General features: G+C 59.4%; 24 protein-coding genes. 13 read left to right on the forward strand and 11 right to left on the reverse strand.

Annotated features, from left to right (window positions below):
• Positions 1–20: 20 nt before the first annotated feature.
• From JYU29_RS10970 to tauA, 4 genes are all read right to left on the reverse strand, one after another.
• Entirely contained in the window at positions 21–410 is a 390-nt protein-coding gene (locus JYU29_RS10970; RefSeq protein ID WP_213984828.1) for a nuclear transport factor 2 family protein, read from the reverse strand.
• 137 nt (positions 411–547) lie between these two features.
• On the reverse strand, positions 548–1,375 hold the full coding sequence (locus JYU29_RS10975; RefSeq protein WP_213984829.1) for an ABC transporter permease subunit: 828 nt from the start codon (positions 1,373–1,375) through the stop codon (positions 548–550).
• Positions 1,368–2,180, reverse strand: a complete 813-nt coding sequence (locus JYU29_RS10980; protein WP_213984830.1) for a taurine ABC transporter ATP-binding protein — start codon at positions 2,178–2,180, stop codon at positions 1,368–1,370. The genes JYU29_RS10975 and JYU29_RS10980 overlap by 8 nt, the downstream gene beginning before the upstream one ends.
• A gap of 88 nt (positions 2,181–2,268) precedes the next feature.
• Complete coding sequence (gene tauA / locus JYU29_RS10985) at positions 2,269–3,282, reverse strand: taurine ABC transporter substrate-binding protein (protein ID WP_213984831.1); 1,014 nt, start codon at positions 3,280–3,282, stop codon at positions 2,269–2,271.
• Between the two features lie 159 nt (positions 3,283–3,441).
• On the opposite strand from tauA, the gene pdxR reads away from it, so the two are divergent.
• From pdxR to JYU29_RS11030, 9 genes are all read left to right on the forward strand, one after another.
• Complete coding sequence (gene pdxR, locus JYU29_RS10990) at positions 3,442–4,917, forward strand: MocR-like pyridoxine biosynthesis transcription factor PdxR (protein WP_213984832.1); 1,476 nt, start codon at positions 3,442–3,444, stop codon at positions 4,915–4,917.
• A 29-nt stretch (positions 4,918–4,946) separates the two neighbouring features.
• Positions 4,947–6,212, forward strand: a complete 1,266-nt coding sequence (locus JYU29_RS10995) for an extracellular solute-binding protein (RefSeq protein ID WP_250157344.1) — start codon at positions 4,947–4,949, stop codon at positions 6,210–6,212.
• 139 nt (positions 6,213–6,351) lie between these two features.
• A complete protein-coding gene (locus JYU29_RS11000) occupies positions 6,352–7,494 on the forward strand; it encodes an ABC transporter ATP-binding protein (RefSeq protein WP_213984833.1) in 1,143 nt (380 codons plus the stop codon).
• 26 nt (positions 7,495–7,520) lie between these two features.
• Positions 7,521–8,384 carry an ABC transporter permease gene (locus tag JYU29_RS11005; protein WP_213985046.1) on the forward strand — a complete coding sequence of 288 codons (864 nt, stop codon included), beginning with the start codon at positions 7,521–7,523 and terminating at the stop codon, positions 8,382–8,384.
• 14 nt (positions 8,385–8,398) lie between these two features.
• A complete protein-coding gene (locus JYU29_RS11010) occupies positions 8,399–9,193 on the forward strand; it encodes an ABC transporter permease (RefSeq protein WP_213984834.1) in 795 nt (264 codons plus the stop codon).
• Between the two features lie 22 nt (positions 9,194–9,215).
• Positions 9,216–9,950: an HpcH/HpaI aldolase family protein gene (locus tag JYU29_RS11015; RefSeq protein WP_213984835.1), complete on the forward strand. Its 735-nt coding sequence runs from the start codon at positions 9,216–9,218 to the stop codon at positions 9,948–9,950.
• Positions 9,951–9,983: 33 nt separating this feature from the next.
• Positions 9,984–10,805 (forward strand): carbon-nitrogen hydrolase family protein, encoded by an 822-nt coding sequence (locus JYU29_RS11020; protein WP_213984836.1) that lies wholly within the window; start codon positions 9,984–9,986, stop codon positions 10,803–10,805.
• A gap of 18 nt (positions 10,806–10,823) precedes the next feature.
• Positions 10,824–11,489 (forward strand): RraA family protein, encoded by a 666-nt coding sequence (locus JYU29_RS11025; RefSeq protein ID WP_213984837.1) that lies wholly within the window; start codon positions 10,824–10,826, stop codon positions 11,487–11,489.
• A 181-nt stretch (positions 11,490–11,670) separates the two neighbouring features.
• Positions 11,671–12,588: a LysR family transcriptional regulator gene (locus JYU29_RS11030; RefSeq protein WP_213984838.1), complete on the forward strand. Its 918-nt coding sequence runs from the start codon at positions 11,671–11,673 to the stop codon at positions 12,586–12,588.
• A 141-nt stretch (positions 12,589–12,729) separates the two neighbouring features.
• Here JYU29_RS11030 and JYU29_RS11035 read toward each other — a convergent pair whose 3' ends face one another.
• A complete protein-coding gene (locus tag JYU29_RS11035; RefSeq protein WP_213984839.1) occupies positions 12,730–12,960 on the reverse strand; it encodes a hypothetical protein in 231 nt (76 codons plus the stop codon).
• Between the two features lie 226 nt (positions 12,961–13,186).
• On the opposite strand from JYU29_RS11035, the gene JYU29_RS11040 reads away from it, so the two are divergent.
• The 3 genes from JYU29_RS11040 to JYU29_RS11050 all read left to right on the forward strand — a co-directional run bounded on the left by JYU29_RS11040 (position 13,187) and on the right by JYU29_RS11050 (position 16,813).
• A complete protein-coding gene (locus JYU29_RS11040) occupies positions 13,187–13,954 on the forward strand; it encodes an N-acyl amino acid synthase FeeM domain-containing protein (protein ID WP_213984840.1) in 768 nt (255 codons plus the stop codon).
• Between the two features lie 4 nt (positions 13,955–13,958).
• The gene (locus tag JYU29_RS11045) at positions 13,959–14,513 is read left to right on the forward strand and encodes a methyltransferase family protein (RefSeq protein WP_213984841.1); all 555 of its coding nucleotides are present in this window, start codon (positions 13,959–13,961) and stop codon (positions 14,511–14,513) included.
• Between the two features lie 65 nt (positions 14,514–14,578).
• Positions 14,579–16,813: a putative bifunctional diguanylate cyclase/phosphodiesterase gene (locus JYU29_RS11050; RefSeq protein WP_213984842.1), complete on the forward strand. Its 2,235-nt coding sequence runs from the start codon at positions 14,579–14,581 to the stop codon at positions 16,811–16,813.
• A gap of 42 nt (positions 16,814–16,855) precedes the next feature.
• Here the strand turns inward: JYU29_RS11050 and JYU29_RS11055 are convergent, their stop codons facing one another.
• From JYU29_RS11055 to JYU29_RS11080, 6 genes are read right to left on the reverse strand one after another with little or no spacing between them, the layout of a single operon-like run.
• Positions 16,856–17,893 carry an ABC transporter ATP-binding protein gene (locus JYU29_RS11055; RefSeq protein ID WP_213984843.1) on the reverse strand — a complete coding sequence of 346 codons (1,038 nt, stop codon included), beginning with the start codon at positions 17,891–17,893 and terminating at the stop codon, positions 16,856–16,858.
• Positions 17,894–17,905: 12 nt separating this feature from the next.
• Positions 17,906–18,739 (reverse strand): carbohydrate ABC transporter permease, encoded by an 834-nt coding sequence (locus JYU29_RS11060; RefSeq protein WP_213984844.1) that lies wholly within the window; start codon positions 18,737–18,739, stop codon positions 17,906–17,908.
• Positions 18,736–19,662 (reverse strand): carbohydrate ABC transporter permease, encoded by a 927-nt coding sequence (locus tag JYU29_RS11065; protein WP_347879880.1) that lies wholly within the window; start codon positions 19,660–19,662, stop codon positions 18,736–18,738. Before JYU29_RS11065 ends, JYU29_RS11060 begins: the two co-directional genes overlap by 4 nt.
• A 12-nt stretch (positions 19,663–19,674) precedes the next feature.
• Positions 19,675–20,916 (reverse strand): ABC transporter substrate-binding protein, encoded by a 1,242-nt coding sequence (locus JYU29_RS11070; protein WP_213984845.1) that lies wholly within the window; start codon positions 20,914–20,916, stop codon positions 19,675–19,677.
• A 53-nt stretch (positions 20,917–20,969) separates the two neighbouring features.
• Positions 20,970–21,758, reverse strand: a complete 789-nt coding sequence (locus JYU29_RS11075) for an SDR family NAD(P)-dependent oxidoreductase (RefSeq protein WP_213984846.1) — start codon at positions 21,756–21,758, stop codon at positions 20,970–20,972.
• On the reverse strand, positions 21,755–22,510 hold the full coding sequence (locus JYU29_RS11080) for a FadR/GntR family transcriptional regulator (protein WP_213984847.1): 756 nt from the start codon (positions 22,508–22,510) through the stop codon (positions 21,755–21,757). The genes JYU29_RS11075 and JYU29_RS11080 overlap by 4 nt, the downstream gene beginning before the upstream one ends.
• 101 nt (positions 22,511–22,611) lie before the next feature.
• On the opposite strand from JYU29_RS11080, the gene JYU29_RS11085 reads away from it, so the two are divergent.
• Entirely contained in the window at positions 22,612–23,739 is a 1,128-nt protein-coding gene (locus JYU29_RS11085; protein ID WP_250157347.1) for a mandelate racemase/muconate lactonizing enzyme family protein, read from the forward strand.
• Positions 23,740–23,762: the final 23 nt, after the last annotated feature.

The raw sequence follows: 23,762 nt of genomic DNA on the forward strand, positions 1-23,762 counted from the left end.
CGTTTCTCCCCCTCGAACAATCATGCCGCAGCCGAAATGACGGGACGGTTCTTGCGGAAGGCCTGTTTGCGCACGATACGGCCATCCAACAGCGTAAACAGATCGCAGCCCTGTGCATCCACGCGGCTGCCGTCCGCTGCCGTGCCTCTAAAGGTCCATTCGGACACGCCACGGTTCTCCGCTAGAAAATGAGTATGATCGGCCCACTGCGCGTCCGGCATCGCCGTCCACACGTTGGAAAAAGCTTTTGCGATGGCATCACGACCCTCGAAGCGGGTGCCATGGACTTCGGACCCGCCGATTGCGTTGAAAACGCAGTCGTCATGGAAGAAGCGCATGATCCCGTCGATGTCATGCCGGTTGAAGGCATCAAACAGATCTGCAAGGTCCTTGGCGCTGCGGATGGTCATATCGGAGTTCCTTTGTATGTGTGGCGGTGACCGACTTGAGGCATGGCTCCGCCGGTGCCGTGGAGAGCGGCGTTCGTTGACGCTTTAAGTGATCGACTGGAGTCAGCTTGAGGGTGCGGTTTGGTGCGGCATGCTCATCAAACTTTGCCCTTCCAGGGGATGAGCATCTTCTCGAGGTAGCGGATCATCAGATCAAAGGTGAAAGCGAAGACGCCGATAACGATGATGCCCATAATGACTGTCTCGCTTGCCAGGTATTCTGCAGCGTTAAGAACCATGAAGCCCAAGCCGCGATGAGCGGCAACCATCTCGGCGGCGACCAGCGTGGTCCAGCCGACACCAATTCCGATCCGCATGCCGGTAAAGATTTCCGGCAAGGCCGCCTTCAGGATCACATGGGTAATCACCTGGCTACGTGTCGCCCCCATGGCATAGGCTGCGTGCACCTGTTCGGTCGACACCGAGCGCACGCCTGCTCGGGCAGCGATCGCCAGTGGTGCGAAGATCGCGAGATAGATCAGAAAGACCTTTGGAAACTCGTCGATGCCCAACCAGATGATGATCAACGGCAGATAAGCGAGCGGCGGCAACGGCCGGTAGAATTCGATGATCGGGTCGAACAGGCCGCGTACAACCCGATTCACGCCCATCAAGATGCCGATTGGCACCGCGGTTATCAGCGCCAGAAAGAAGGCGCAAAAAACGCGGGCAAGGCTTGCCAGAATGTGTTCCAACAGCGTTGAATTGGATGCCCCTTCGGTGATCGCGGTCAGGAACGTTTCCCAGACCGTGAAAGGCGACGGTAGGAAAAGCGGTCGTACCCAGTTCATCTCGGTCACGAGCACCCAAAGCGCCAAGAGCACGAGTGCTGTAGCCAAGCTGATTAGACCGCTTGAGCCTTCTCCCGGCGCGCCATAGATCTTGCCGGGTTTGACGGCGCGGGCCCGGTTTACTCCCTCAAGCATGGAGGTACTCCGGATTGCCGGTTTGCCGCTCATCGCCGTAGATGATGCCAAGGATCTGCTCGCGCATATTGATGAAGTCAGGGCTGGATTTAATGGCACGTGCGTTTCCTCCCTCAAGGAAGCGGCGATTGAAATCGAGCTCGTAAGTGTGAGTGATGCGGCCTGGTCGGGGCGACATGACGATGAGCCGCGAACCGAGAAACAACGCTTCTTCCACGCTGTGCGTGATGAAGAAGAACATCTTATCGGTGACGCTCCAGACCTTCAAAAGCAGTTCTTGGATGGTTTCGCGCGTCAGCGCATCGAGCGCTGCCATTGGCTCGTCCATCAGAAGCATGGCGGGGTCGGAGGTTAGCGCTCGGGCAATGCCGACGCGCTGCTGCATGCCCCCCGAAAGGTGGTAGATCATATGACGGTGGAAGTCCTGTAGCCCCACCAAGGCTAGGTTCTCTGCCGCGCGCTTACGGCGTTCCGCCTTGTCGACGCCGCGCAGCTTCAGCCCAAACTCCGTGTTCTCCATCACATTGAGCCACGGAAGGAGCGCATGTTTCTGGAAAACAACGCCGCGATCGGCGCCCGGACCCGTTACGTGACGGTCGCCCAGCATGATCTCGCCGCTAGAGGGTGCCATGAAACCGGCCATCAGGTTGAGCAAGGTGGTCTTGCCGCAACCAGACGCACCCAGCGCCACCACGAAGTCGCCCTTTTCGACCTGCAGATCGACGCCCGTCAGCGCCATCACAGCCTGGTCGGTATAAAGCCCCGGATAGGTGAGGCTGACATTGCTGATCTTGAGACTTTCCATAAAGCGGCCTTCTGCAAGATGCGACGTGGAAGCGAGCGGCGTCGCTGGCCGCTGAAGACCGGCCAGCGCACTCGGTTGTCTTTGATAACTACTTGGCGGCTTCCGCAGCGAATGTCGCGTTCACGTAAGGTGCGTAATCATCGAGTGCCGTGCCAATCTGCTTCTGCTCGACGAGGAACTTGGCACTGGCATCCAAAGCGCGCGCTGCTCCGCCCCCGAGCCAGGTGTCAGACGCTTGTTCAGCCGCATCGGGAAAGGACAGCAGTTCCAAAGCCTCGACAGCGCCTGCAGCATCGCCACCGATCATCTTGACGATGCCTTGAACTTGCGACGAGTTCGCTGTCCACGCCGCCTTGTTCTGGTTGTAATCGGCATAAGTGTCAGCCAGGACCTTGGTGAAAGCTGCCATGAACTTCGGATTATCAGTCGCAAAGTCCTTGCTCACCACCAGCCCATCGAAAGTTGGGACCGAGGCCGCGCCAATCGCCTCGGAGTCGGCGACCACCTTGCCGTTCTTCAACAGCTCGGAAAGAGCCGGCGGCCAGACATAGGCGGCATCGATATCGCCGCGCTGCCATGCGGCTACGATCTGCGGCGGCTTCATATTGAGAATCTCAACCTCGCGTGGATCGATCTTCCACAGCTGCGCCATTCCGACGAGAAGGTGGAAATGCGAAGTGGATACGAAGGGCACACCAACTTTCTTGCCCTTGATATCTTCTGGCTTCTCTATGCCCGATCCTTCACGCGCCACTAGCGCTTCTGACTTACCGATATTGTCGAGGATCCAGAATATTTCAATTTCGACACCACGGCTTACAGCCGCCGCGGTGCCGGTAGAACCGATCACACCAATCGGCACAGCGCCCGAGGCGAGCCCTGTTGAGATGTCGCCGGCCGAGCTGAACTGACGCCAATCGATCGTATAGCCGGCTTCTTTTGCCGCGGCCTCGAAGCGACCATCGGCAATTGCGGAAATAAACGGTCCAACAATCTGCTGGTAGCCGACAACCACCTTCTCCTGGGCGTGAGCGATACTGGTGAACATACCGGCGCCAAGCAGCGCCAGACATGACAAAGCTTTAAGTCTTTTCAAGACCATCGTCGTTTTCCCTCTGGTTTGGTCCGCTCCGCCGAGGCGGAGATCTTCGCCGGCTTTTGCCGATCTTGATGAGGGAAGCGTATGTGAGCCTAATCTATTGCCTTATATCCAGTTCGCAGCTTGAATAACTCCAATTAGAGACTGAACAGAGTTCCGCGCATGACGCGACAAACAGCGTCCGAGACCATCTTTTTCATCGACCGGAACAATCGGACAGGACTGCAGTCGCAGTTGCGTGAATCGATCGTGTCCTCGGTTCTGGCCGGCCGCCTTCCCCCGTCAATGCACCTGCCATCGACCCGCAAGCTCGCGACCTATCTGAATATCTCACGCATTACCGTCACGCTTGCCTACAGCGAACTTGCCGCTCAGGGCTATCTTGAGGCTGTCGATCGCAGCGGCTACCGGGTGGCACGAAAACCGCCTACGAGCCTCACCGCTCCCTCACCTTTTGTGAGCCATCAGAAAAAAATTGACTGGAACACGAGGTTGGCGCGCAGTTTCATCGTGGCGAAACCTATGCGCAAGCCGCTGGACTGGCGCCGCTACCCATTTCCATTTCTTTACGGCCAGATGGATACGTCATTGTTCGATCTCGCTGCCTGGCGCGATTGCGCGCGCCGTGCGTTGGCAAGAGACGACTTCGAGTTGATGGCCGGCGACTTTGCCGCTGCCGATGACATGCAACTCATCGATTACATCCGCTCACGCACCCTGCCGAGTCGCGGCATTCACGCGGCACCCGATGAGATTCTCGTGACGGTTGGAGCGCAAAACGCCTTATGGATCGTCACGCAGCTGCTTTTGCGGCCGGGCGGGCGGGCCGCTTGCGAAAATCCATGTCACCCCGACATCGGGGCCACGCTCCGTTTGAGTGGGGCCAGCGTGTTCATGCTCGATGTCGATAGTGACGGACTACAACCTGCACATGTTCCTAGAAGCGTCGATGCCATCTTTGTCACGCCCAGCCACCATTCACCGACAGGTGTCACCATGCCGCTCGATCGTCGGCTAAGACTTCTGGCTGCGGCTGCGCGGGACGATTTCATCATTGTCGAAGACGATTACGAATTCGAGATGAGCTACATCGAACCACCTTCTCCGGCCCTCAAGGCATTTGATCGTAGCGAACGCGTCTTCTACATTGGCAGCTTCTCGAAGTCGCTTTTTCCCGGTTTGCGGCTTGGATATCTTGTGGCTCCGGCTCCGGTGATCCACGAAGCACGCGCTCTGCGGGCCTTGATGCTCAGGCATCCGCCCGGCCACCTCCAGCGCACAGCCGCTTATTTTCTCGCCCTCGGCCACCATGACGCCGCCCTTCAACGAATGCGCACCGAATACCACCGGCGTCACGTCGAAATGGCTGATGCGCTTGATCGAGAAGGATTAAAGGTTGCTGGTTCGAGGGCTTTTCGTGGGACGTCGTTCTGGATCGAAGGACCCGCAGGATTGGATGCCGACCTGCTCATGATGAACCTGCGCGACCAAGGGGTGCTGATCGAATCCGGCTCTCCCTTCTTTGGCGACAGTGACGGACCATGCCCATTCTTCCGGATGGGATATTCTTCGATTTCACGCCAGCAAATCGCCGAAGGCGTCAGGTTGACGAAAAAAGGAATGGATCGACTTCTATAACAGCCACTGTGTTCGTGAGTGCACGGCGCTTGAAGAAACAGGCATCTACCCATTCGCCGACGTTACTCAAAACGGACGTTCATGAAGCATCTGATGATGGCTCATGGCTCGGCTTTTCCCAAAACTTCGAACAGCGTTTTCTAACGCGAATTAGATTTAACTTGTTGGACCGCTTCTGGAACACTGCATATCGTTTCCCCAAGAAGGCAAAAAAGGGGAACAACCGAATGCACTGCCTCGCTAAGAAGTATCTTTCGGCCGCACTTTTTTCGGCGACGATCCTTGCCGGAAACCAGATTGCACATGCTGCTGATATTACGGTCATGGGCTATCGTGGCCCGTTCGAAGAGAACTACGTTAAAGCAGTTGTCGAGCCTTTCATGCAGGCTCACCCCGACATCAAAGTCACCTACTATGGCGTGCAAAACGCAGCCACTTCCCTCGGGAACATGCGAGCGCAGCGCAATGCACCTCAGGTCAATGCCGTGATCTACGACCTCTCAGTCGCAAAGATCGCCAAGGAAGAAGGTCTCGTTGCCGAGCTCGACACGGCCAAGCTGCCCAATTATGCGGATCTCGCCGATGTCGGCAAGGAACTCGCCGGCGCGGCAATTCCGATCACCTACGACACTCTGTCCTTGATCTACAATCGCGACGCTTTTCCTCAGGCACCGACAAGCTGGGAAACGCTTTGGGATCCTAAGCAGGACGGTAAGGTCATCATTCCAGCGCAAGGCGGCGGTGACATCCAAGCCATCCTCCTCACTATCATCGCCAACAGACTGGCAGGCGAGGATGACTACAAGGAAACGATCGAGCCTGGTGTAGAGAAGCTTGTCGAGCTTGCTCCGCATGTTCAAACCTGGGAGCCGAAGCCAGACGCTTATACGCTCGTTGCCAACGGAACCGCGTCGGTGTCGATCGGCTATAATGCAAGGTCGCAATTTTACACTGATCACACGGAAGGCCGCATGCAGTCGGTGGGCCCAGAAGAAGGGACCGCATCACAGATCAACGTGATCAGCGCACTTGAAAATGCGCCTGAACAGGAAGCCACCGAGACCTTCATCAACTATGCGCTGAGCCCCGAGGCTCAGGCCGCCTTCGCACAGGTCATGTTTTACGCTCCGACCAACGCGAAGGCAGACGTGGATGAAGCCACGCGTAAGCGTATCCCGCTGATGGATCCAGCTCAGCGCGAAAAGCTCATTGCAGTTGATTGGATGAGCATTGGCGACATGCGGGACGACATCCTGCGTCCGTGGCGTCGCCAGATCATTCCCGCTGGCCGCTAGGCTTTTGCGCCTACGGTACTGAACACCTGATTTGCAAAGATCGAGCACGACGATCCGTCCGCATGGATGCGGACGGACTGTTCCTTGGCGAATCTATTTTGCCCGCACTTGATGCTCCCCAAACTGAAACGGTGATGACATGAGTAGTGCTGAATTGCGCGAGCATGCGCCAGCAGCCCCAATATGGGACGCGAAAACGCCGGCAGATCCCACATTCCTGAAGCTCAAGGGAGTGACGAAGAGCTATGGTGGCGGCTTCCTTGCTGTGGATGATCTCGACATCAACCTGCCGAAGGGCAAGTTGCTTGGGCTGCTCGGTCCTTCGGGATGCGGTAAGACCACCACATTGCGGATGATTGCCGGCCTCCAGGACATCACTTCGGGAACCATCTCGATTGAAGGCGATGATATCTCCCAAAGGCCGCCCTATCGCCGCGACATTGGGCTTGTTTTCCAGAACTACGCCCTCTTCCCGCACATGACCGTGGCAGAAAATGTCGCGTTCGGCCTTGATATGCGCGGTGTTTCCAAGTCGGAAGCGCGAGGCCGCGTTGAAGAAGCGCTCGAGATGGTGCGACTGCCCGGTTATGGGGCTCGCAAGCCAAAGGAAATGTCGGGCGGTCAGCAGCAACGCGTAGCGCTCGCCCGTGCCTTGGTCATCCGGCCTCGAATCCTCCTGCTCGACGAGCCGTTGTCGAACCTCGATGCCAAGCTTCGCGACGACATGCGCGTCGAGATCCGCGAGATCCAGCAACGCCTTGAGATCACGACCGTTTTCGTCACGCATGACCAGGTTGAAGCGCTAACCATGTGCGATCTGGTCGGCGTTATGCATGGCGGCAAGCTGGCCCAGCTTGGAACGCCGGAAGACATCTACGAACGACCGGCCAACCTGTTTGTTGCGGAATTCGTTGGCCGAGCCAACGTTTTGGGCTGTGAGATCGAGGCGGTCGATCGTGTGCGCATTGGCAGTTCCACCTATCCTTGCGACACGAAAGGGGCATCATCCGGAAAGGCGACAGCAGCTCTGCGCCCTCATCGCATTCAGTTGAGCCCAAGCCGCGATCGTAGCCTCGTCAGCATCGCCACGAACTCCACGCACGGCAAGGTGGTGCGTGTCACCTATATCGGCGACGTCGTTCAATATGACATCGACATCGGCGGCAGCGTTCTGACGACCGAAGTCCATACAAGCAGCGCAGGCCACAGCTTCCGCACAGGAGAAAAGCTTCTTTGCGAATGGAAGCCGGAGGACATGCAGATCTTTAAGGGCGGGCGATGACAACAACGATCGCAACCACTCCATCCATGTCGGCAGCGACGCCATGGATCCGGCGCATCCCGCTCGTCGTCGTTCTGATGCTGATCCCCATGGCCGCGATCAATCTGGTCGCCTTTATTCTGCCGGTGGCCAGACTGGCGATGATCTCGTTCATCGAGAGCCGAAGCGGGGGTGTGCTGACCGACACCTTTACGCTGGAGAACTACATTGACTTTTTCACGGACTCTTTCAGCGTCGAACTGATCTCGAACTCCCTTCTTCTCGGGTTCATCGTCACGCTCGCAACGCTGATCTGCGCTTACCCGATCGCGCTTTTCCTGCACAGGGTTTCACCGCGCTGGCGCAACTTCCTGTTCGTCATCACCATTTCGCCGCTGCTCGTCAGCAGTGTCGTGCGCACCTACGGTTGGATGGTGCTTCTTGGGGATCAAGGCGTCGTCAATGGCCTCTTGATGTCGGCCGGCATCATTCAAACGCCAGTCCGCCTGGTGAACAACTCGCTCGGCGTTTACATCGGCATGGTCGAGGTCCTGATCCCCTATATGGCCTTGTCCTTGATTGCCGGATTTGGCCGCCTCGACATGGTCTTCGAGGAAGCCGCCGCTTCACTGGGCGCGAACAGCTGGACGCGCTTTCGCAGGGTGATCCTGCCGCTCACCATGCCAGGTATCGCACTCGGTTGCCTGCTTTGCTTCGTATTGGCGATCAGCTCCTTCATCACGCCCAAGCTGCTTGGCGGCGGACGTGTCTTCCTGCTCGCCACCGAGATCTATGATCAAGCCGTTATCCAGCTTGAGTGGCCATCGGCAGCAGCAACCTCCGTCATTGTACTGATCATCTTCGGCCTCGCGCTTGCGCTTTATTCCCGCGTCGTCAAGCGCTTCGACTGAGAAAGGACGCTCCCATGATCGGCCGAATGAGCCTGCCATTCCGTATGTTGGTGGCGCTACTCTATATCTTCCTGCTGGCACCTATCCTGATCGTGCTGCCTCTGTCCTTCAGCAACGATGCCTACCTTACCTTTCCACCTCAAAGCTGGGGCCTGCGCTGGTATGCAGCAATGTTTAGGCATCAGGGGCTTATGGAAGCGTTGTGGGTGAGCCTTGGCGTAGCTGCAACCGTGACGATCCTTGGCCTGGCGGCCGGCGTCCCAGCTGCCTTCGCGATCCGCCGATATGAATTCACCGGGCGTGACTTCATCTTGAACCTCTTCACGGCGCCTTTGCTGCTGCCTTCGATCGTGCTGGGCTTGGCAATCCTTCTGGTCTTTGTTCAGGCCCGTCTTCTCGGCACCTATACCGGCCTCGTCATCGCGCATCTCATCGTCACGACGCCGTATGTGATCCGCATCATGCTGACCGCCTTCTCCACTCTGCCGCCTTCGGTCGAAGAAGCTGCCACCATGCTGGGCGCTCCGCCTTTCACGGTGTTCCGGCGCGTTACGCTACCCCTGATGATGCCAGGCTTCGTGGCAAGTGCGGCTTTGTCTTTCCTGCTGTCCTTCGACGAGGTCGTCATCTCGTTGTTCATCACGGGCCCGCGGATGCGCACCCTCCCGGTTGAAATCTTCGACTACGTTGAGAGCCAAACCGATCCGATGACCGCTGCCGTTTCCGTAGTGCTGGTGGTCGCCACACTGCTCATCATCTTCCTCATCGAACGCACGCTCGGTCTGTCCAAGACCGTGGGCAAAAGCTGAATTTTCCAAGGAGACTATCTTTATGGACAACATCGCGCTGTGGATGTCGCAGCCTCATTTCGGCTTCCTCGAAATCGCACAAACCTGCGGAGTGAAACAGCTCGTTATCGAGCTTGAGCATGGTACTTTCGATCTCGGCACGCTCGACCAGTTCCTCGCTTTCAGCAAGTCACTCGGCATCCCGGCTCTCACAAAGGTCATTGCGCCTACCACCGAGGCCATCCAGCAGGCGCTGGATTTCGGCGCCGATGGTGTGATCCTGCCGCATATCCTTGGCGTCGAACATGCCAGGGAAGTCACGAAAGCAGCCAAATACCCGCTGCTGGGCACCCGCTCTTACGCCGGTGGGCGCGTGTTCGGCTACTCGCGTCCGACAAGCGATGCTTTCGATGCCGAAAACAAGCGCACACGCTGCTACGCCATGATCGAAACGGCTGAAAGCCTGGAGGATGTCGAAAAGATCATCGCACTCGACACGGTTGACGGCCTGTTCCCAGGCCCATCAGATCTGGCTCTGGCTTGCGGCCGCGGCGCCTACGCGTTCAACGATGCCGATCGCGCCGATCTCAGCCGTATAGCGCGTGCCGCCCGCGAAGCAGGCAAACGCTGGATCATGCCGGCCTGGACACCGGCCGAGCGCAGCTTCGCGCTCGAGGAAGGCGCCGAGATGCTCGTCGTCGCAACCCAGACCATGACGCTACGCGCCGGAATCATGTCGGCCGTTAACGCCCTCAAGCACGAAAAGATCGTCGCCTGATCCAGGCGATTTCACTCAATCGGAGGAACCACGATGAAAATCAGCCTGATCCAGACCAATCCCCAGCAGGATCGCGACGCCAACCTGAAGATCACGCGCGACCTGATGATGGAGGCTTTCAAGAGCGATAGCCCCGACCTGATCGTACTGCCGGAATATTTCGAGGTTTACGGCACAACCACAGAAGAGAAGCTCGCTTCAGCCGAGCCTGTCGGCGGCGCGGCCTACAAGATGGCGCAGGACTTTGCCCGCGAAAACAGGGTCTTCGTTCACGCCGGCACGATCATGGAAAAGGTCGAAGGCGAAAACCGAATCTACAATACCAGCTTCGTGTTCGACCGGGACGGCAAGCAAGTCGCCGCCTATCGAAAGATCCATATGTTCGACATCGTCGCACCAGACGGAACGGCCTACAAGGAATCTGCAACCGTCAAGCCGGGTGAAGACATCGTCACTTACGAGATCGATGGCATCAAGGTTGGCTGCGCGATCTGCTACGATATCCGCTTCTTCGAACTGTTCCTGCAGCTGGAAAAAGCAGGCTGCGACGTGATTGTGCTGCCGGCAGCGTTCACGCTTCAGACAGGTAAGGATCATTGGGAAGTTCTTGCTCGCGCCCGAGCTATCGAGACACAGACCTACTTCGTGGCCTGCGGGCAAACCGGCAGTGTTACCGTCAACGGTGAAAAACGAGCCTGCTACGGCCATTCGCTCGTTTGCGATCCCTGGGGTCACACGATTGCTCGAGCTTCCGATCCCGTGGGCTTTGTCACTGCCCGCATCGATACCAAGGAGATCAAGCGTGTGCGCAATCTGATCCCGATGACGCAGCATCGTCGTCTGGCCTGCGCCTGAAGTCGGGAGACAAGCATCATGTATGTTATCAAAGACATGCCGGAACAGATCCCGCAGGCCGATCTGGATTTGCTGAGCGGAGTAGAAACCGCCACCGTCGGCCATTGGCGGTTGTTCGGGTTCATGGACCGCGCCATCCAGCCTCTGCTGCCTGGAAGGCGTGTCGTGGGCACAGCTGTCACTCTGGCGATCGCTGGACCTGACTCAACACTCCTGCATCACGCCACGGGGCTTCTGAGGCCGGGTGATATCCTGGTTGTCGATCGCTTGGGCGACGACAAATATGCCTGCTGGGGCGGAGGAGTCACGGTTGCGGCAAAGGCATCAGGCGCAGTGGCCGGCATCGTGGACGGCCCTTGTACCGACCTTACGGAAATCGAGGATTCGGATTTTCCGATGTGGTCGCGAGGCCTTTCGCCCATAACCACCCGCCTCTACGATCTTGGAGGTGGCTTCAACATCCCCATCAGCTGCGGCGGTGCCGTGGTGATGCCGGGCGACGCCATTCTCGCAGATGAAAGCGGTGTGCTGGTTATCCCGCGTGATGAAGTTCGCGCTGTTTCCGAAGAAGCGTTGAAGCGTCAGGAGACGGGTAAGAAGCGCGAAGCCAGTGTGCGGGATAAGGAACAGAAGCTGGGCGACATGACAGGCGCGAGTGCCAAGGTGTTAGCCAAGCTCGCATGACGGCAGTGATAATGTGAGCCTGGGTGACTGGCTCACACCATCACCACACATTCCGCATGTCTTGAGCGGTGAAACGACCGATGTTTGAACCTCATTGCAGAATGACCAAACCGGCTTGAACAGGTTAGGGCAAGCAGCATCCTTGAAGCTCGAGAACGTGTAGTCGGGACGCAGTCATGCCATGAACATACGTTTTCTTGAAACAGTTCTCTGGCTGTCTGAATTGCGCAGCTTTCGGGCCACCGCAGACCGAATGAACATAACGCCTGCCGCCATATCCAATCGGGTATCGGCAATGGAACAGGAACTCGGCATTCGCTTGTTCGAGCGCGATACAAGGGATGTACGGCTGACCGAGGAAGGTCGGTCCTTTGTGGCGGGCGCCCGTGATATCGTGGCGCGCTATAACCGCCTTGTGAACGACATAGCGCCACCGGAAGGCCTTGAAGGCATCGTGCGCATCGGCCTTGTCCCGTCCATGGCGTTGACGATCCTGCCGGGCATCATGGAAACGCTCAAGAAGCGCTATCCCCGTGTCCGCGTGTCGGTAACAACTGATTCCTCGAAAATGATCCTCAGCAAGTTAGACACGCGTGAACTCGATATTGTGTTGGGCTTTCACGGACCGCGGACCAGCAGATATCGCATCACAAACCTATGCACGCTCGGCATGTTCTGGATTGCCGATCAGTCTTTTCCAAGCGATGAAGAGCCCGTCAGTCGTGCGGACCTCATGCACCATCCGATCATCTCCTATGAGATCGGCACCCAGGCGCATCAACGCCTCGTTGAATACATGCCTACGAACTGCTTTGAGGAAAAAGTCGTTCATTACTCAAATTCTCTGGCCACAACCATCAACATGGTGTCAGCCGGCATCGGCATTTCTGTTCTTCCGCCGATAGTCATTCAAAACGAACTCCGCATGGGCACTCTGAAGGTGCTGAACGTAAGGCAGAGCTTCCCGCCAAGCGATTATTTCGCGATCTATCTGGAAGACACCTCGTCACGGCTGTCGCCACTGATCGCTTCCATCGCCGCAGATGCAGCCAGCGCCTTCTGCGCTCTCTACGACAATGCTCTGGCATTCCAGCGATAACGGGCTATCGACGAGGCCTCGAGCACGCTCTTGTTGTTCAAGCAGACGGCTTGCCAAACCGGCAGTCTGGCAACGAACGGGTATAAACCGTTCATTCTTTATGGCCGAGAGCGACATCGACTTCACCTCGCTTGCCAGCCCTCACCCCTCCCGCAACCCCTCAAACGCCGCATCCAGCTTCACCTGCGCGCCATCCGCTTCAAGCAAGCCGCTGTCTACCAGCCCGTTGCGCCATCCGTGCCAGTAGGAGCGGGTGACGCCGGAGAGCGGGCATTCGATGCCGCTCAGGCCATCGAGGTAGCCGCACAGGACCTCGCCATCGTCGAGCGTGTAGAAGTCCTCCAGTGTCTCGACGGGCTTGAAGATCTGCACGATGCCCCCTTCGGCTCGAAAACGAAGTGCTGCGCTTGCGGACATCCGCGCAAGCGGCACGTGTACGGCATTTACGATAAACGCGGCTAGTTCCCGAGGCTAGGCGCTCCAAGCTTTCGGACGCAACAAGACCACACCAAGATAGCCGGCAGGCGGCCGGTTTTCTCCCTCCCATCATTCTCGGCATATGCCGGACCGGACCGCTCCATCCAAGAAGGAGCAATCTATGTCCATCATACTTCCGCCAACCGCTCAAACGCGGCCTCAAAAAAGCAACAGCGATCCGCATGTCGCAAACCAGCCGGAGCGGAAGGTGCGCACCAGCGCGCGTCCGGGCTCTTACATCGGTCGGCTGGCGACAACCGACGACGTGCGCAGGGACGCCTACCGCATCCGTTATCGCAGCTACGTGGCGGGCGGCTACATCCAGCCGAATGCCACCGGCCTGTTCAGCGACAGTTTCGACGACATGCCGAACGCCCGAACGATCGTTCTCTACGATCGGGATCTGCCCGTGGCTTCGGTGCGCACCTGTACCCTGACGCGCGGAACCGACCTCACCTCGCCTGCGCGCGAGACCTTCGGGGAAGAAGTCGATGCACTGCTTGCCAAGAAGAACGACGGCTTTGCCGGGCGCGGCATCGAAACGAACCGGCTGGTGCGCAATCCGGAAGCCGAAAACAATCAGGGCCTCGTGTTCCTGTTGTTTCGCATGGCAGCCTATGTCGCGATCTGCACGCACAGCCAGGTTCACTTCGCCTGCGCACGGCCCAACCACGCGCCCTTCTACAAGCGCATGGGCTATGAGCCGGCGTCCGGCTTGCGCCCTTATCCCGGTCTGACCTGCCAGATGCGCCTTCTCGAAAGCGATCGCGAAAGGCTCGACAGGGTGCGGCGCACCTTCCCCGTCATCGACCCGCTGGGAGGCTCCACCGGAAACCTCGCCGGCTTCTTCAAGGGCGAACCCTTCACCGTGTCACTGGCAGGAGCTTGAAACCATGCTGGAATTTCTCGTTATCGTCTTCGCTCTCGCAACCATCGGCTCCTTCAGCTGGGGCCTGAGGGGCCATTTCCGGGCGCCCGACGGCATGCCGAAACAGATGCAGGCCTTGACGGCGATCAGCGGTCTTGCCGGCGTGCTGCTGGTTGTGCTCACCCTGCGCAACGGCGTCGATCTGCCCGAAACGCTCGGCTTCGTCGTGTTGTCCGTGCTGGCCTTGGCGCTGTTCTGGTGGGCGGTCGACACCACGCGCCGCCGCCCGCCGCACGTCGCCCATAGCGGCAAGGATCCGGACGCCCTCTACGAGGACGGTCCTTATGCCTATGTCCGCCACCCGTTCTATCTCGCTTACTGCCTGTTCTGGGTCGGTTCGGCTGTTGCGGTCGGCGGGTTGCAATGGGTTGTCGCCGCTCTTCTCGTCATCTGGTATTATGTTACTTCTCGAAGAGAGGAGTCTCAGTTCCTTCGTTCATCCATGGCGCCGTCCTATTCCGAGTACCGCCGGCGCACAGGTATGATACTCCCAAGGGTATATAAGATTCGGCGCAGGTGATCGATTTGGATTCGGGCAGAGCATTGCTGGGAAAAGGCGTCACTGAGTTACGCCATCTTCTCCGTTTGCAACGGCCCGGATCCAAGTTTCAGGAGGCTGCGCTCAATGACCAGGCCAGCCTCCTTTACTATGTCGGCATGATCTTTGCCGCGACCGGCATTGGCGTCATGATCTTCATCGTGTCGCAGTTCAGGCCGCTGGAGCGTCCGTTGCTGCCGGCGGCCTGTGCCTGCGTTCTGCTCAGCTACACACTCATCCTGTCGGCTGCCCAGAAGTGGCGTCGACACGGAAACGCGTTCCGCTTTCTGCGCCTCGCCTGCTTTCTTTATGTTGGTCTTGGAACCAGCTGGGGCATCCTGATCAACGGCCTGCTGTTTTACAGCGAGGTTGATCAGCGCGCGCTCGCAATCGGCTTGGCACTCGGCGTTGTGTCCACACCGATCATTTGCGTGCCCGCCATTGTCGCCTTCAGCTTCTTTGTGCCGGTTGCCGTGCTGTCGATCATCGGCGTCGCCTTCATGGATGTGGCCGATCCGGTCACCGTGATCGCCTTCACGATCTTCACCCTTTATGCGGTGATCGGCATCGTGGGCTTGAACACCGCCTTTCTCGGCCGCTCCGATGCCCAGATCGCGCTTCAGCGTGAGGTCTCGACGGTCAGCGTCTTCCTGCGTGAATACCAGGAAGGATCGCCCGACTGGCTTTGGGAAACGGATGCGCAAGGCCACCTGATCGCGCTTCCCCTGGAACTGCAGCGATCCTTGAACCGGGAACCGGTGGCAGCCGGCCAGTTGCGGCTTCAGGACCTGTTTGCCTCGGAAGACACCGCCAACTACCGCCCCAAGCTCGAAACACTCCTGAGCCAGGGCCAGGCGTTCCGCGAAAACATCGTCACCGCGCAAGCTCATTCGAGGCAGCGCTGGTTCACCCTGACCGGTCATCCCGTGCATGATGAACGCGGCGAGCTGATCGGCTTTCGCGGCATCGGGCGCGATATCACCGAGCGCTATGAAGCGGATATGCGGCTGGCCTATATGGCGCGCCATGACGGCCTGACCGGGCTTCTCAACCGCAAGGCATTTGTGGCGCGGGTCGAGGAATCCTGTTCGAGCGGCGACCGCTTCGCGCTTCTCAGCATCGACCTCGACGACTTCAAGGGAAAGAACGACAATTACGGCCACCATGTCGGCGATGCGATCCTGGTTGAGGCCGCAAACCGCATCCGCTCGATGCTTCGCTCGTCCGATGCGGCCGGACGGCTCGGCGGCGACGAGTTCGCCGTACTGATCTGCAATGCCGATCTCGAAATGGCGTGCGCCAGCGCCGATGCGCTTGCCAAGCATCTGGCTGAGCCTGCGACGATCGAAGGACAAACCGTAATCCCGGGAGCCACGCTCGGCGTTGCCGCATCCGGCGGGTTCGAGCACGATGCCAAGCGCGTGTTCCTGATGGCGGATCTCGCGCTCTACAAGGCGAAACTCTCGTCCAAGGGCGAAGCCGTCTGCTTCGAACCGCATCTGGAAGACGCCTATCTCGCACGGCTTCTTCAGGAACAGGAATTCCTCGAGGCACTCGACCGGAACGAAATATCGGTCGCCTATCAGCCGATCGCCGACCTGATGACCGGACAGGTCATGTGCGTCGAAGCCCTGGCGCGCTGGTATCATCCCAAGCGCGGCGCCATCTCGCCGGCGATCTTCGTGGAAACGGCGGAACGCGGCGGTTTGATCGACCGCTTGGGCGAAGCCATCCTGCGGCGTGCCTGCAAGGACGCGGCACAGTGGCCGGATACCGTTCAGATCAACGTCAATCTGTCTCCCAAACAGCTGATCAGCGGTCGCTTTCCCGCACTGCTCGCCAGGGTCCTTGAAGAAACCGGACTGCCGCCGTCACGGCTCGGCATCGAGATCACCGAAAACGTGTTCATCGATTTCGCCGATGATTCCATCAAGCAGCTGCGGACGATCAGCAGCTACGGCGTGAAGATCATCCTGGACGATTTCGGCACCGGCTATTCCTCGCTGAGCTATCTCATGATGATCGAGGTTGACGGCCTCAAGATCGATGCCAGCTTCCTGCGTCAACTGCCCGACCGCAAGGTCGAAGCCATCATCCGCACGGTGGCGCGTTTGACGGCAGACCTGAACATCTATCTCGTGGCGGAAGGGATCGAGCAGCCGGAGCATCTGGCATGGTTGCGTGAAAACGGCATCCAGTTCGGCCAAGGCTTTCTACTCGGCCGCCCCCGGGCCGATCCGCCGCTCGACTTCATCGATCTTGCAGCCAACACACCAGCCTGACGCGGCAGATACCTCACCGCCGCACTCGGTGAACGGCAGCTCTTAAGCGGCTGTCGGAACGGCAACGCCATTCTGATCGAACAAATAGATGCGGCTGGGCTCGACCGTCAGCGTCACCCCGCTTCGAACGCGTGGCGGCGTGCCGTCCCGGTGCAGCGCCAAACAGGTGTCGCCGCCTTCCAGCTCGATATGCAGCAGCGTTTCGGCCCCCGCATATTCGGCAAGCGTCACGGTTCCCCGCAAGCCCGCTCCCTCTGCCGATCCCACCTGCAGATGCTCGGGACGCACGCCGCATTGCGTGGCTGATTGCGGCAGCGTCTCTCCCGACAACAGGGCCTTTGCAGCATCCACGTTCAGGATGTTCATCTTCGGACTGCCGATGAACTGCGCGACGAAGATGTTGGCTGGCCGCTCATAAAGCTCCTGCGGCGCGCCGACCTGCTCGACCCTGCCATCGCGCAGAACAACGATGCGGTCGGCCAGCGTCATCGCTTCCACCTGATCATGGGTGACATAGATCATCGTCGTGGCAACCCGCTGATGCAGGCTGGCGATCTCGGAGCGCATATGCACCCGCAGTTCCGCATCGAGGTTGGAGAGCGGCTCGTCGAAAAGAAACACGGACGGGTTCGCCACGATCGCCCGGCCGATCGCCACGCGCTGACGCTGGCCGCCAGAAAGCTGGCGCGGATAGCGATCAAGCAGCGCATCCAGTTTCAAAAGCGCCGCCGCATCCGCCACGGCGCGTTCGCGCTCAACGCGGGCAACCTTGCGGACCTTCAAACCGAAGCCCATGTTTTCGCGCACCGTAAGATGCGGATAAAGCGCGTAGGACTGGAACACCATCGCCACGCCACGGGCGGACGCCGGAACATCGTTCACGGTCCGGTCGCCGATCGTGAGCTCGCCTTGCGAGATGGTCTCCAGACCGGCAATCAGCCGAAGCAAGGTGGACTTGCCGCAACCCGAAGGGCCTACGAAAACAACGAATTCACCGTCTTCGATCTGGAGGTCGATGCCGCGGATGATCTCCACCGCACCGAAAGATTTCTTCAAACCCTGAAGCTGAACATTGGCCATTGCTTGCGATCCTCAACCTTTGACGCCGGAAAGCGCGAAGCTTTCGACAATCTGGCGTTGGGCGATGAGATAAATGATGAGAACGGGAATGACCGCGAGGGTCGTGGCCGCCAGCTGCAGGTTCCACAAAGGCAGACCATAGCTGTCGTTGAAGTTCGACAAAGCGAGCGGCAGGGTGAACTTCTCCAGCGAACTGAGGAAGATCAGCGGTTCGAGGAAGAGGTTCCAGGAGTTCAGGAAGGTGATGATGGCAACCGCCGCCAGCGCCGGACGCGACATCGGGATCGCGATCTTCCACCAGATGCCGAAGCGCGACAGTCCATCCATCTTGGCAGCCTCTTCCAACTCCTTGGGAAGCGACAGGAAATACTGTCGCATCAGGAACGTGGCGACCACGCCCTGCGCGCCGAACACCGGCAGCAGGATCAGAGGCCAATGTGTGTCCACCAGCCCCAACCACCGGATAAAGAAGAAGTTCGGAATGATCGTCACTTCATCGGGCATCATCAGCGCTGTCACAAGCAGAAGCATGATCAGCCCTGCCCCGACAAAGCGAATGCGTGCCAGGGCATAGCCGGCCAGCGACGAGATCAACAGCGTCAGGATCGTCACCACGCCCGCAATATACAGCGAGTTGAAATATTGCCGCGCGAAAGGCTGATAGGTGAACACCTCCGCGAAATTCTCGTACCGCCATACGCGTGGGATCAGGTTCGGCGCACCGAAGATTTCGGTGACGCTCTTGAAGCCCGCCGACACCATCCAGAGGAACGGAAAGACAAACGGCAAGGCGAGAAGCGTCAGAGCCATGATCCAAGCGAGACGGTTCCAGGAAGCGCGCGTCATGCATCGTCCTTTCGGCGCAGGGAAACCTGGATGAGGGTGAGGATCGTGACGATCACGAACATGATGATCGCAAGCGCGGACGCATAGCCGATGTCGAAGAACTGAAAGCCCTGCTGGTAGATATAGAAGGCCAGCACCAGCGTTCCGTTTTCAGGGCCACCGCCTGTCATCTGGTAGATGTGGTCGAACACCTTGAACGAGCCGATCGTCGTCAGGATCACGATCACCAGCGTCGTCGGTCCCAGCAGCGGCCATGTGATCAGCCGGAAGATCTGCCAGCGCGACGCGCCTTCCAGACCCGCCGCCTCATCGTAATCACGCGGGATCGCCTGAAGGGCTGCGATGTAAAGGATCATGTTGAGGCCAACCATCTTGATGACCCGCGTCACGATCACGGCGGCCATGGCCCAGTTCGGCTCACGGAGCCAGTTCGGCCCGGTAATGCCGATCATCGCCAGCATCTGGTTGATGGGACCACCCTCGCCCTGAAGCAGGAACTTCCAAACGATCGCCCAGGCAATGGCCGAGGTGATCACGGGCGCAAAGAAGATCGTGCGGAAAACGATCACGCCGCGAAACGGCCGCGACAGCGCAACTGCCAGAAACAAAGCGAGCGCAACATTCAGCGGAACGAGACCGAGCGCGAACACCGCCGAATTGCGCAGCACCAGCCAGAAATCCGGATTGGCAAGCAGCGCATCTTCGAAATTGGCGAGGCCGACAAAGGTGGCCTCACCCGACAGGAAGTTCCAATCCGACATCGCATAGATGAAGATCGCGATCAGCGGGCCGAGAAAGAAGATCAGAAACCCGAGCAGTGTCGGGCTGACGAACAACCAACCCTCTATTGCGTCGCGGCGCTGCAGGGTCAGCCAGGGCGCACGAGCCTGCGCCCCGGAACGGTGCGATAAAGAGTTGGTCACGTCATCGCCTCTTTAAAGCAGCGGCTGGATCGCTGCGCAGACGCCCTGAAGCGACTTCGCGACATCGGCATCCGGCCGCCACAAGGCGTCCACGCGCGGCTTCATGGCAGCGAGGATTTGCGGCACTTTCTCATGCGCAGCCACCACGCGGCCCTTCTCGATCCCGTCGGCAACGAAGCCCATCATCTGGGGCGAGAGATACTGGTTCTTGTTGAGGAACGCGTCGCTCGACAGCACGCTGCGTCGTGCCGGCGGGAAGAACTGCGCCAAGGCGGCAACGCCTTCCTTGTCCGTCATCTGCGCAACCAGCTCGGCGGCGAGTTCCTTGTTCGGGCTCGCATCGAACACCACGAAGCCGGCCTGACCGATCACCGGACCTTCTTCACCGTTCGGACCCGTCGGCAAGGGCGCGACACCCCATTCGAAGCCGGCTTCCGCCATCTTCGAGGCACGCGAAATCTGGTTCACCGTCATTGCCGAATTGCCGGAAAAGTAGTCGCCCTGCGTGCCGGGCGGCACAATGGTCTTGTCCTTGAACACCATGTCATGGATCTGCTGCACGGCCTTCACTGCGGCCGGGCTATCCATGCCGCATTTGCCATCTTCCCACAGATCGCCGCCATAAGCGCGAATGGGCGGAAGCAGCGCATGCGTCATGCGCGAGGCGTAGCCTTCGCCGTCCTTGAACTCGAAGGCATATTTGCCGGGATTGGCGGCAACGAGCTTCTTGGAGACGTCCTGGAACTTCGCCATGGTCCACTCGCCTTTTTCGGCAAGCTGCTTAGGATCTTCCAGGCCGGCCTTATCGAACATGGCCTTGTTGTAGTAGATCAGGAAGGGCGAGGTCGAAAACGGCACGCCATAAACCTGGTCGCCCTTGCGCCACAGCGCCATCGCGGGATCGGTGAAGTCGGCCAGGTCGTAATCAGGGAAGGCCTGCAGAACCGGCGTGAGGTCCATCAGGATGTTGGCCTCGATGAAGGCGGGTGCCGCATCTTCCATCATCCAGGCGACATCCGGAGCCTTGCCGCCGGCAACCTGGAACGACAGCTTCTGCGTGTAATCGGCAACCGGAATGGTTTCGAACCGGACATTGACGTCCGGATGCGAAGCCTTGAACTTGTCGGCGAGCTGATTGAGCAGCTTCAAATGCGGCTCACTGCTCGTGTAAACCGCGACGCGGAGATCTTCCGCCGACGCTTGTGTCGCCATCAACACGATAGCGGATGCTGCTAGCTTGAGAATGCCCTTCATCGTTTCCTCCCGATGTGAAGACTAGGTTTTGCGCTTGGGCGCGTTGGTCTGGCTCAGGTCGCGGCGCTCGTTTGAACGACAGGCGCGTCGCCGATCGACCAGCCGCCGTTGATGGGAATGTCGGCGCCCGTGACATAGGCGGCCGCGTCGCTGCAAAGGTAGACATAGGCGCCAACGAGATCGGCTGGTGTGCCGGGGCGCCCGGCCGGTATCTTGGCGCTCACGGCAGCGCGAAACGACTCCGCGGCATAAAGATGCGCGTTGGCCTCGATCTCGATCGCACCCGGCGACACGACATTCATCGTCACGCCTGATGACGCCACCTCGCGCCCGATCGCGCGGATCGTCGTCAGCTGGGCCGACTTCATCGCCGCATAGACCACCGTCTCGGCGCGCGGACGCGTTGCCATGATGCTGCCCGTAGCAACCACCCTGCCCCAGCCACGCGCGGCCATCGGCGGAACCAGATGCTGTGCGACCGCCACCAGGGCGGCGAAGTTGGCTGCAACGTGATCGGCGATCGTCTGCTGCGAAAGATCCTGCCACGCACCACGCCGTTCGATCGCCGCGTTCCAGATCAAAATGTCGATCTCACTCAATGCTGCCGCGTCTTGTGCAAACCGCGCCACCGCATCCGGCTTGGTGAAGTCGGCTTCCAGAACGGGCACCGCACCGCCAAGGCTCTGCGCCAGCGATTGAACCGCGGCCTCGTCATTGTAGTGATGCAGCACGAGCGACGCGCCATGTTCGGCCAGACCAAGGGCCACCGCACGGCCGATGCCCGAGCTTGCCCCGGTCACCAGCGCGCGTTTTCCGACAAGGCTGAAACGATCAACCGTCATTGCTGCACGCGCTGTCCATCTTGCGCGACCTCGATCGACGCGATGTCGGCCGCTTCGTAATGGGCGATGATCTTGTTTTCGGCCTGGCTCACATCGCCGGCTTCGATCGCCTGCAGGATCGCCGCATGGCGCTCAACCGTTCTGCGCCAATCGGCCTCGGTTCGCTTTGAGCGGTTGGAGAAGATCTCCGAAACCTGGCGCTGGATGGAGCGCAGCCCCTCGATCTGAATGCGGATCATGGAATTGCCCGTGGCCATGGCCATGCCGAGGTGAAACCGAATATCCGCCTCAGTGAACTCCGCCGGCTGCCCGACGGACGCGTCGAGATCGGCCAGAGCGTTGCGCATCATGGCAAGACCATCGGGATCGCGGCGGCTGGCACCGAGCTTGGCGACGCCGACTTCCATCACGCGCCGCATCTCATTGGCTTCTTGCAGCGACTTGATGCTGGAGCGCACCGCATAGCCATAGATCTTGTCCATCGGCTCGCCGCTCAGCGCCTTGGCCCGCGCCACTTTGCCCTGCTGCGTCGAAACGAGCCCGGCGGAAGTGAGCTGCCTCAGCGCTTCCCGCGCAATCGGCCGCGAAACGCCGAATTCCCGCGCAATCTCGCCTTCGGGCGGCAATGCTTCACCCGGCGCAATGCTGCCCTCGAGCAAGGCTGCGGCGATGGCATCGGACACCGTATCGGCAAGCCGAAGCGGACTGGCCACTTTTCCGCTGAAGATCGTGCTGCGCTTCATCTCGTTCATGCTCCCAACCTAATGGCAACTTTTTAACTTGGCAACTAGGTTTGTTTGTTGTTAGGTTTTGGTCTGACGCCGAACCTAGCAGGATAATGAAAGCTGCGGACATGACTTCCGAGCCGATCGAGATTGTCGATGTCATCGCGCATCCGCTTCAGCAGAACCTTCCCGTCCCGACCGTCACCTCCTGGGGCACCTACACGACTGTTGGCATGGTGCTGGTCGAGGTGCGTACGCGCTGCGGATTGGTCGGCGTCGGCGAAACGCTGGGGCGCTTCGCACCCAAAGCCTATGCCGAGCTCATCCACACAGCCTTGCGCCCGCGCCTGCTCAATCAGGATGCGCGCGATATCGGCAGGCTTTGGGCCAGCATGCGCCGCGCCCTGTCTGGCCGCTCCGGCGGCATGCTGATCGAGGCAATCGCCGGCGTGGACATTGCCTTGTGGGACATCGCCGGCAAGGCCGCGAAACAGCCGATCGCCCGGCTGCTCGGCGGGATGGGCCGCACCGAGATCGACGTCTATGCCGCCGCCGTGAACTGGGGACCGGACGAGCAAGCCGACCGCGAGCTGCGGCGCTACCTCAACGAGGGCTTCACCAAGATCAAGATCAAGCTGGCCGATCCCGTGCGCGACGCCATCAAGCGCGTGGAGCGGATGCGTCAGCAAGCCGGCGATCACATCAGCCTCTGCGTCGACGCCAACTGGGCCTATGACCTCGATGACGCGGTCGAGATCGGTCGCGCGCTTGCCGATAACGGCTACTTCTGGTTCGAGGAACCGCTCGCGCCCGAAAACGAGCAAGGCTATGAGGAACTGCGCAAGCGCTGTTCCGTGCCGCTCGCTGCCGGTGAAAGCAACTACACGCTTGATCAGGCGACCCGGCTTTTATCCCGGCGCACCCTGTCGATCCTTCAGCCCGACATTGCCCGCTCCGGCGGCTTTACCGAAACCCGCCGCATGGTGGATTACGCCGCCGCGCATGGCGTGGCCTATGCGCCGCATATCGGCATGTCCGGCATCATCTGCGAAACCGCCAGCATCCATCTCGCGGCGGCCGTTCCAAACTTCAAGATTCTCGAATGCGAATGCGATCGCAGCCCCTTCAAGACGCTTCTGGCCGATCTTGAACCCGGCTGTTTGCGCCAGAAAAACGGTGTTCTCGACGTGCCGCAAGGGCCCGGTCTTGGCATCGAAATCGACTGGGATGCCGTGAAGACCCTGAGGGCTGAATGATATGAATGCACCAACCACTCCAA

This window comes from Tianweitania aestuarii, assembly GCF_018457165.1.
GTDB classification, from domain to species: domain Bacteria; phylum Pseudomonadota; class Alphaproteobacteria; order Rhizobiales; family Rhizobiaceae; genus Tianweitania; species Tianweitania aestuarii.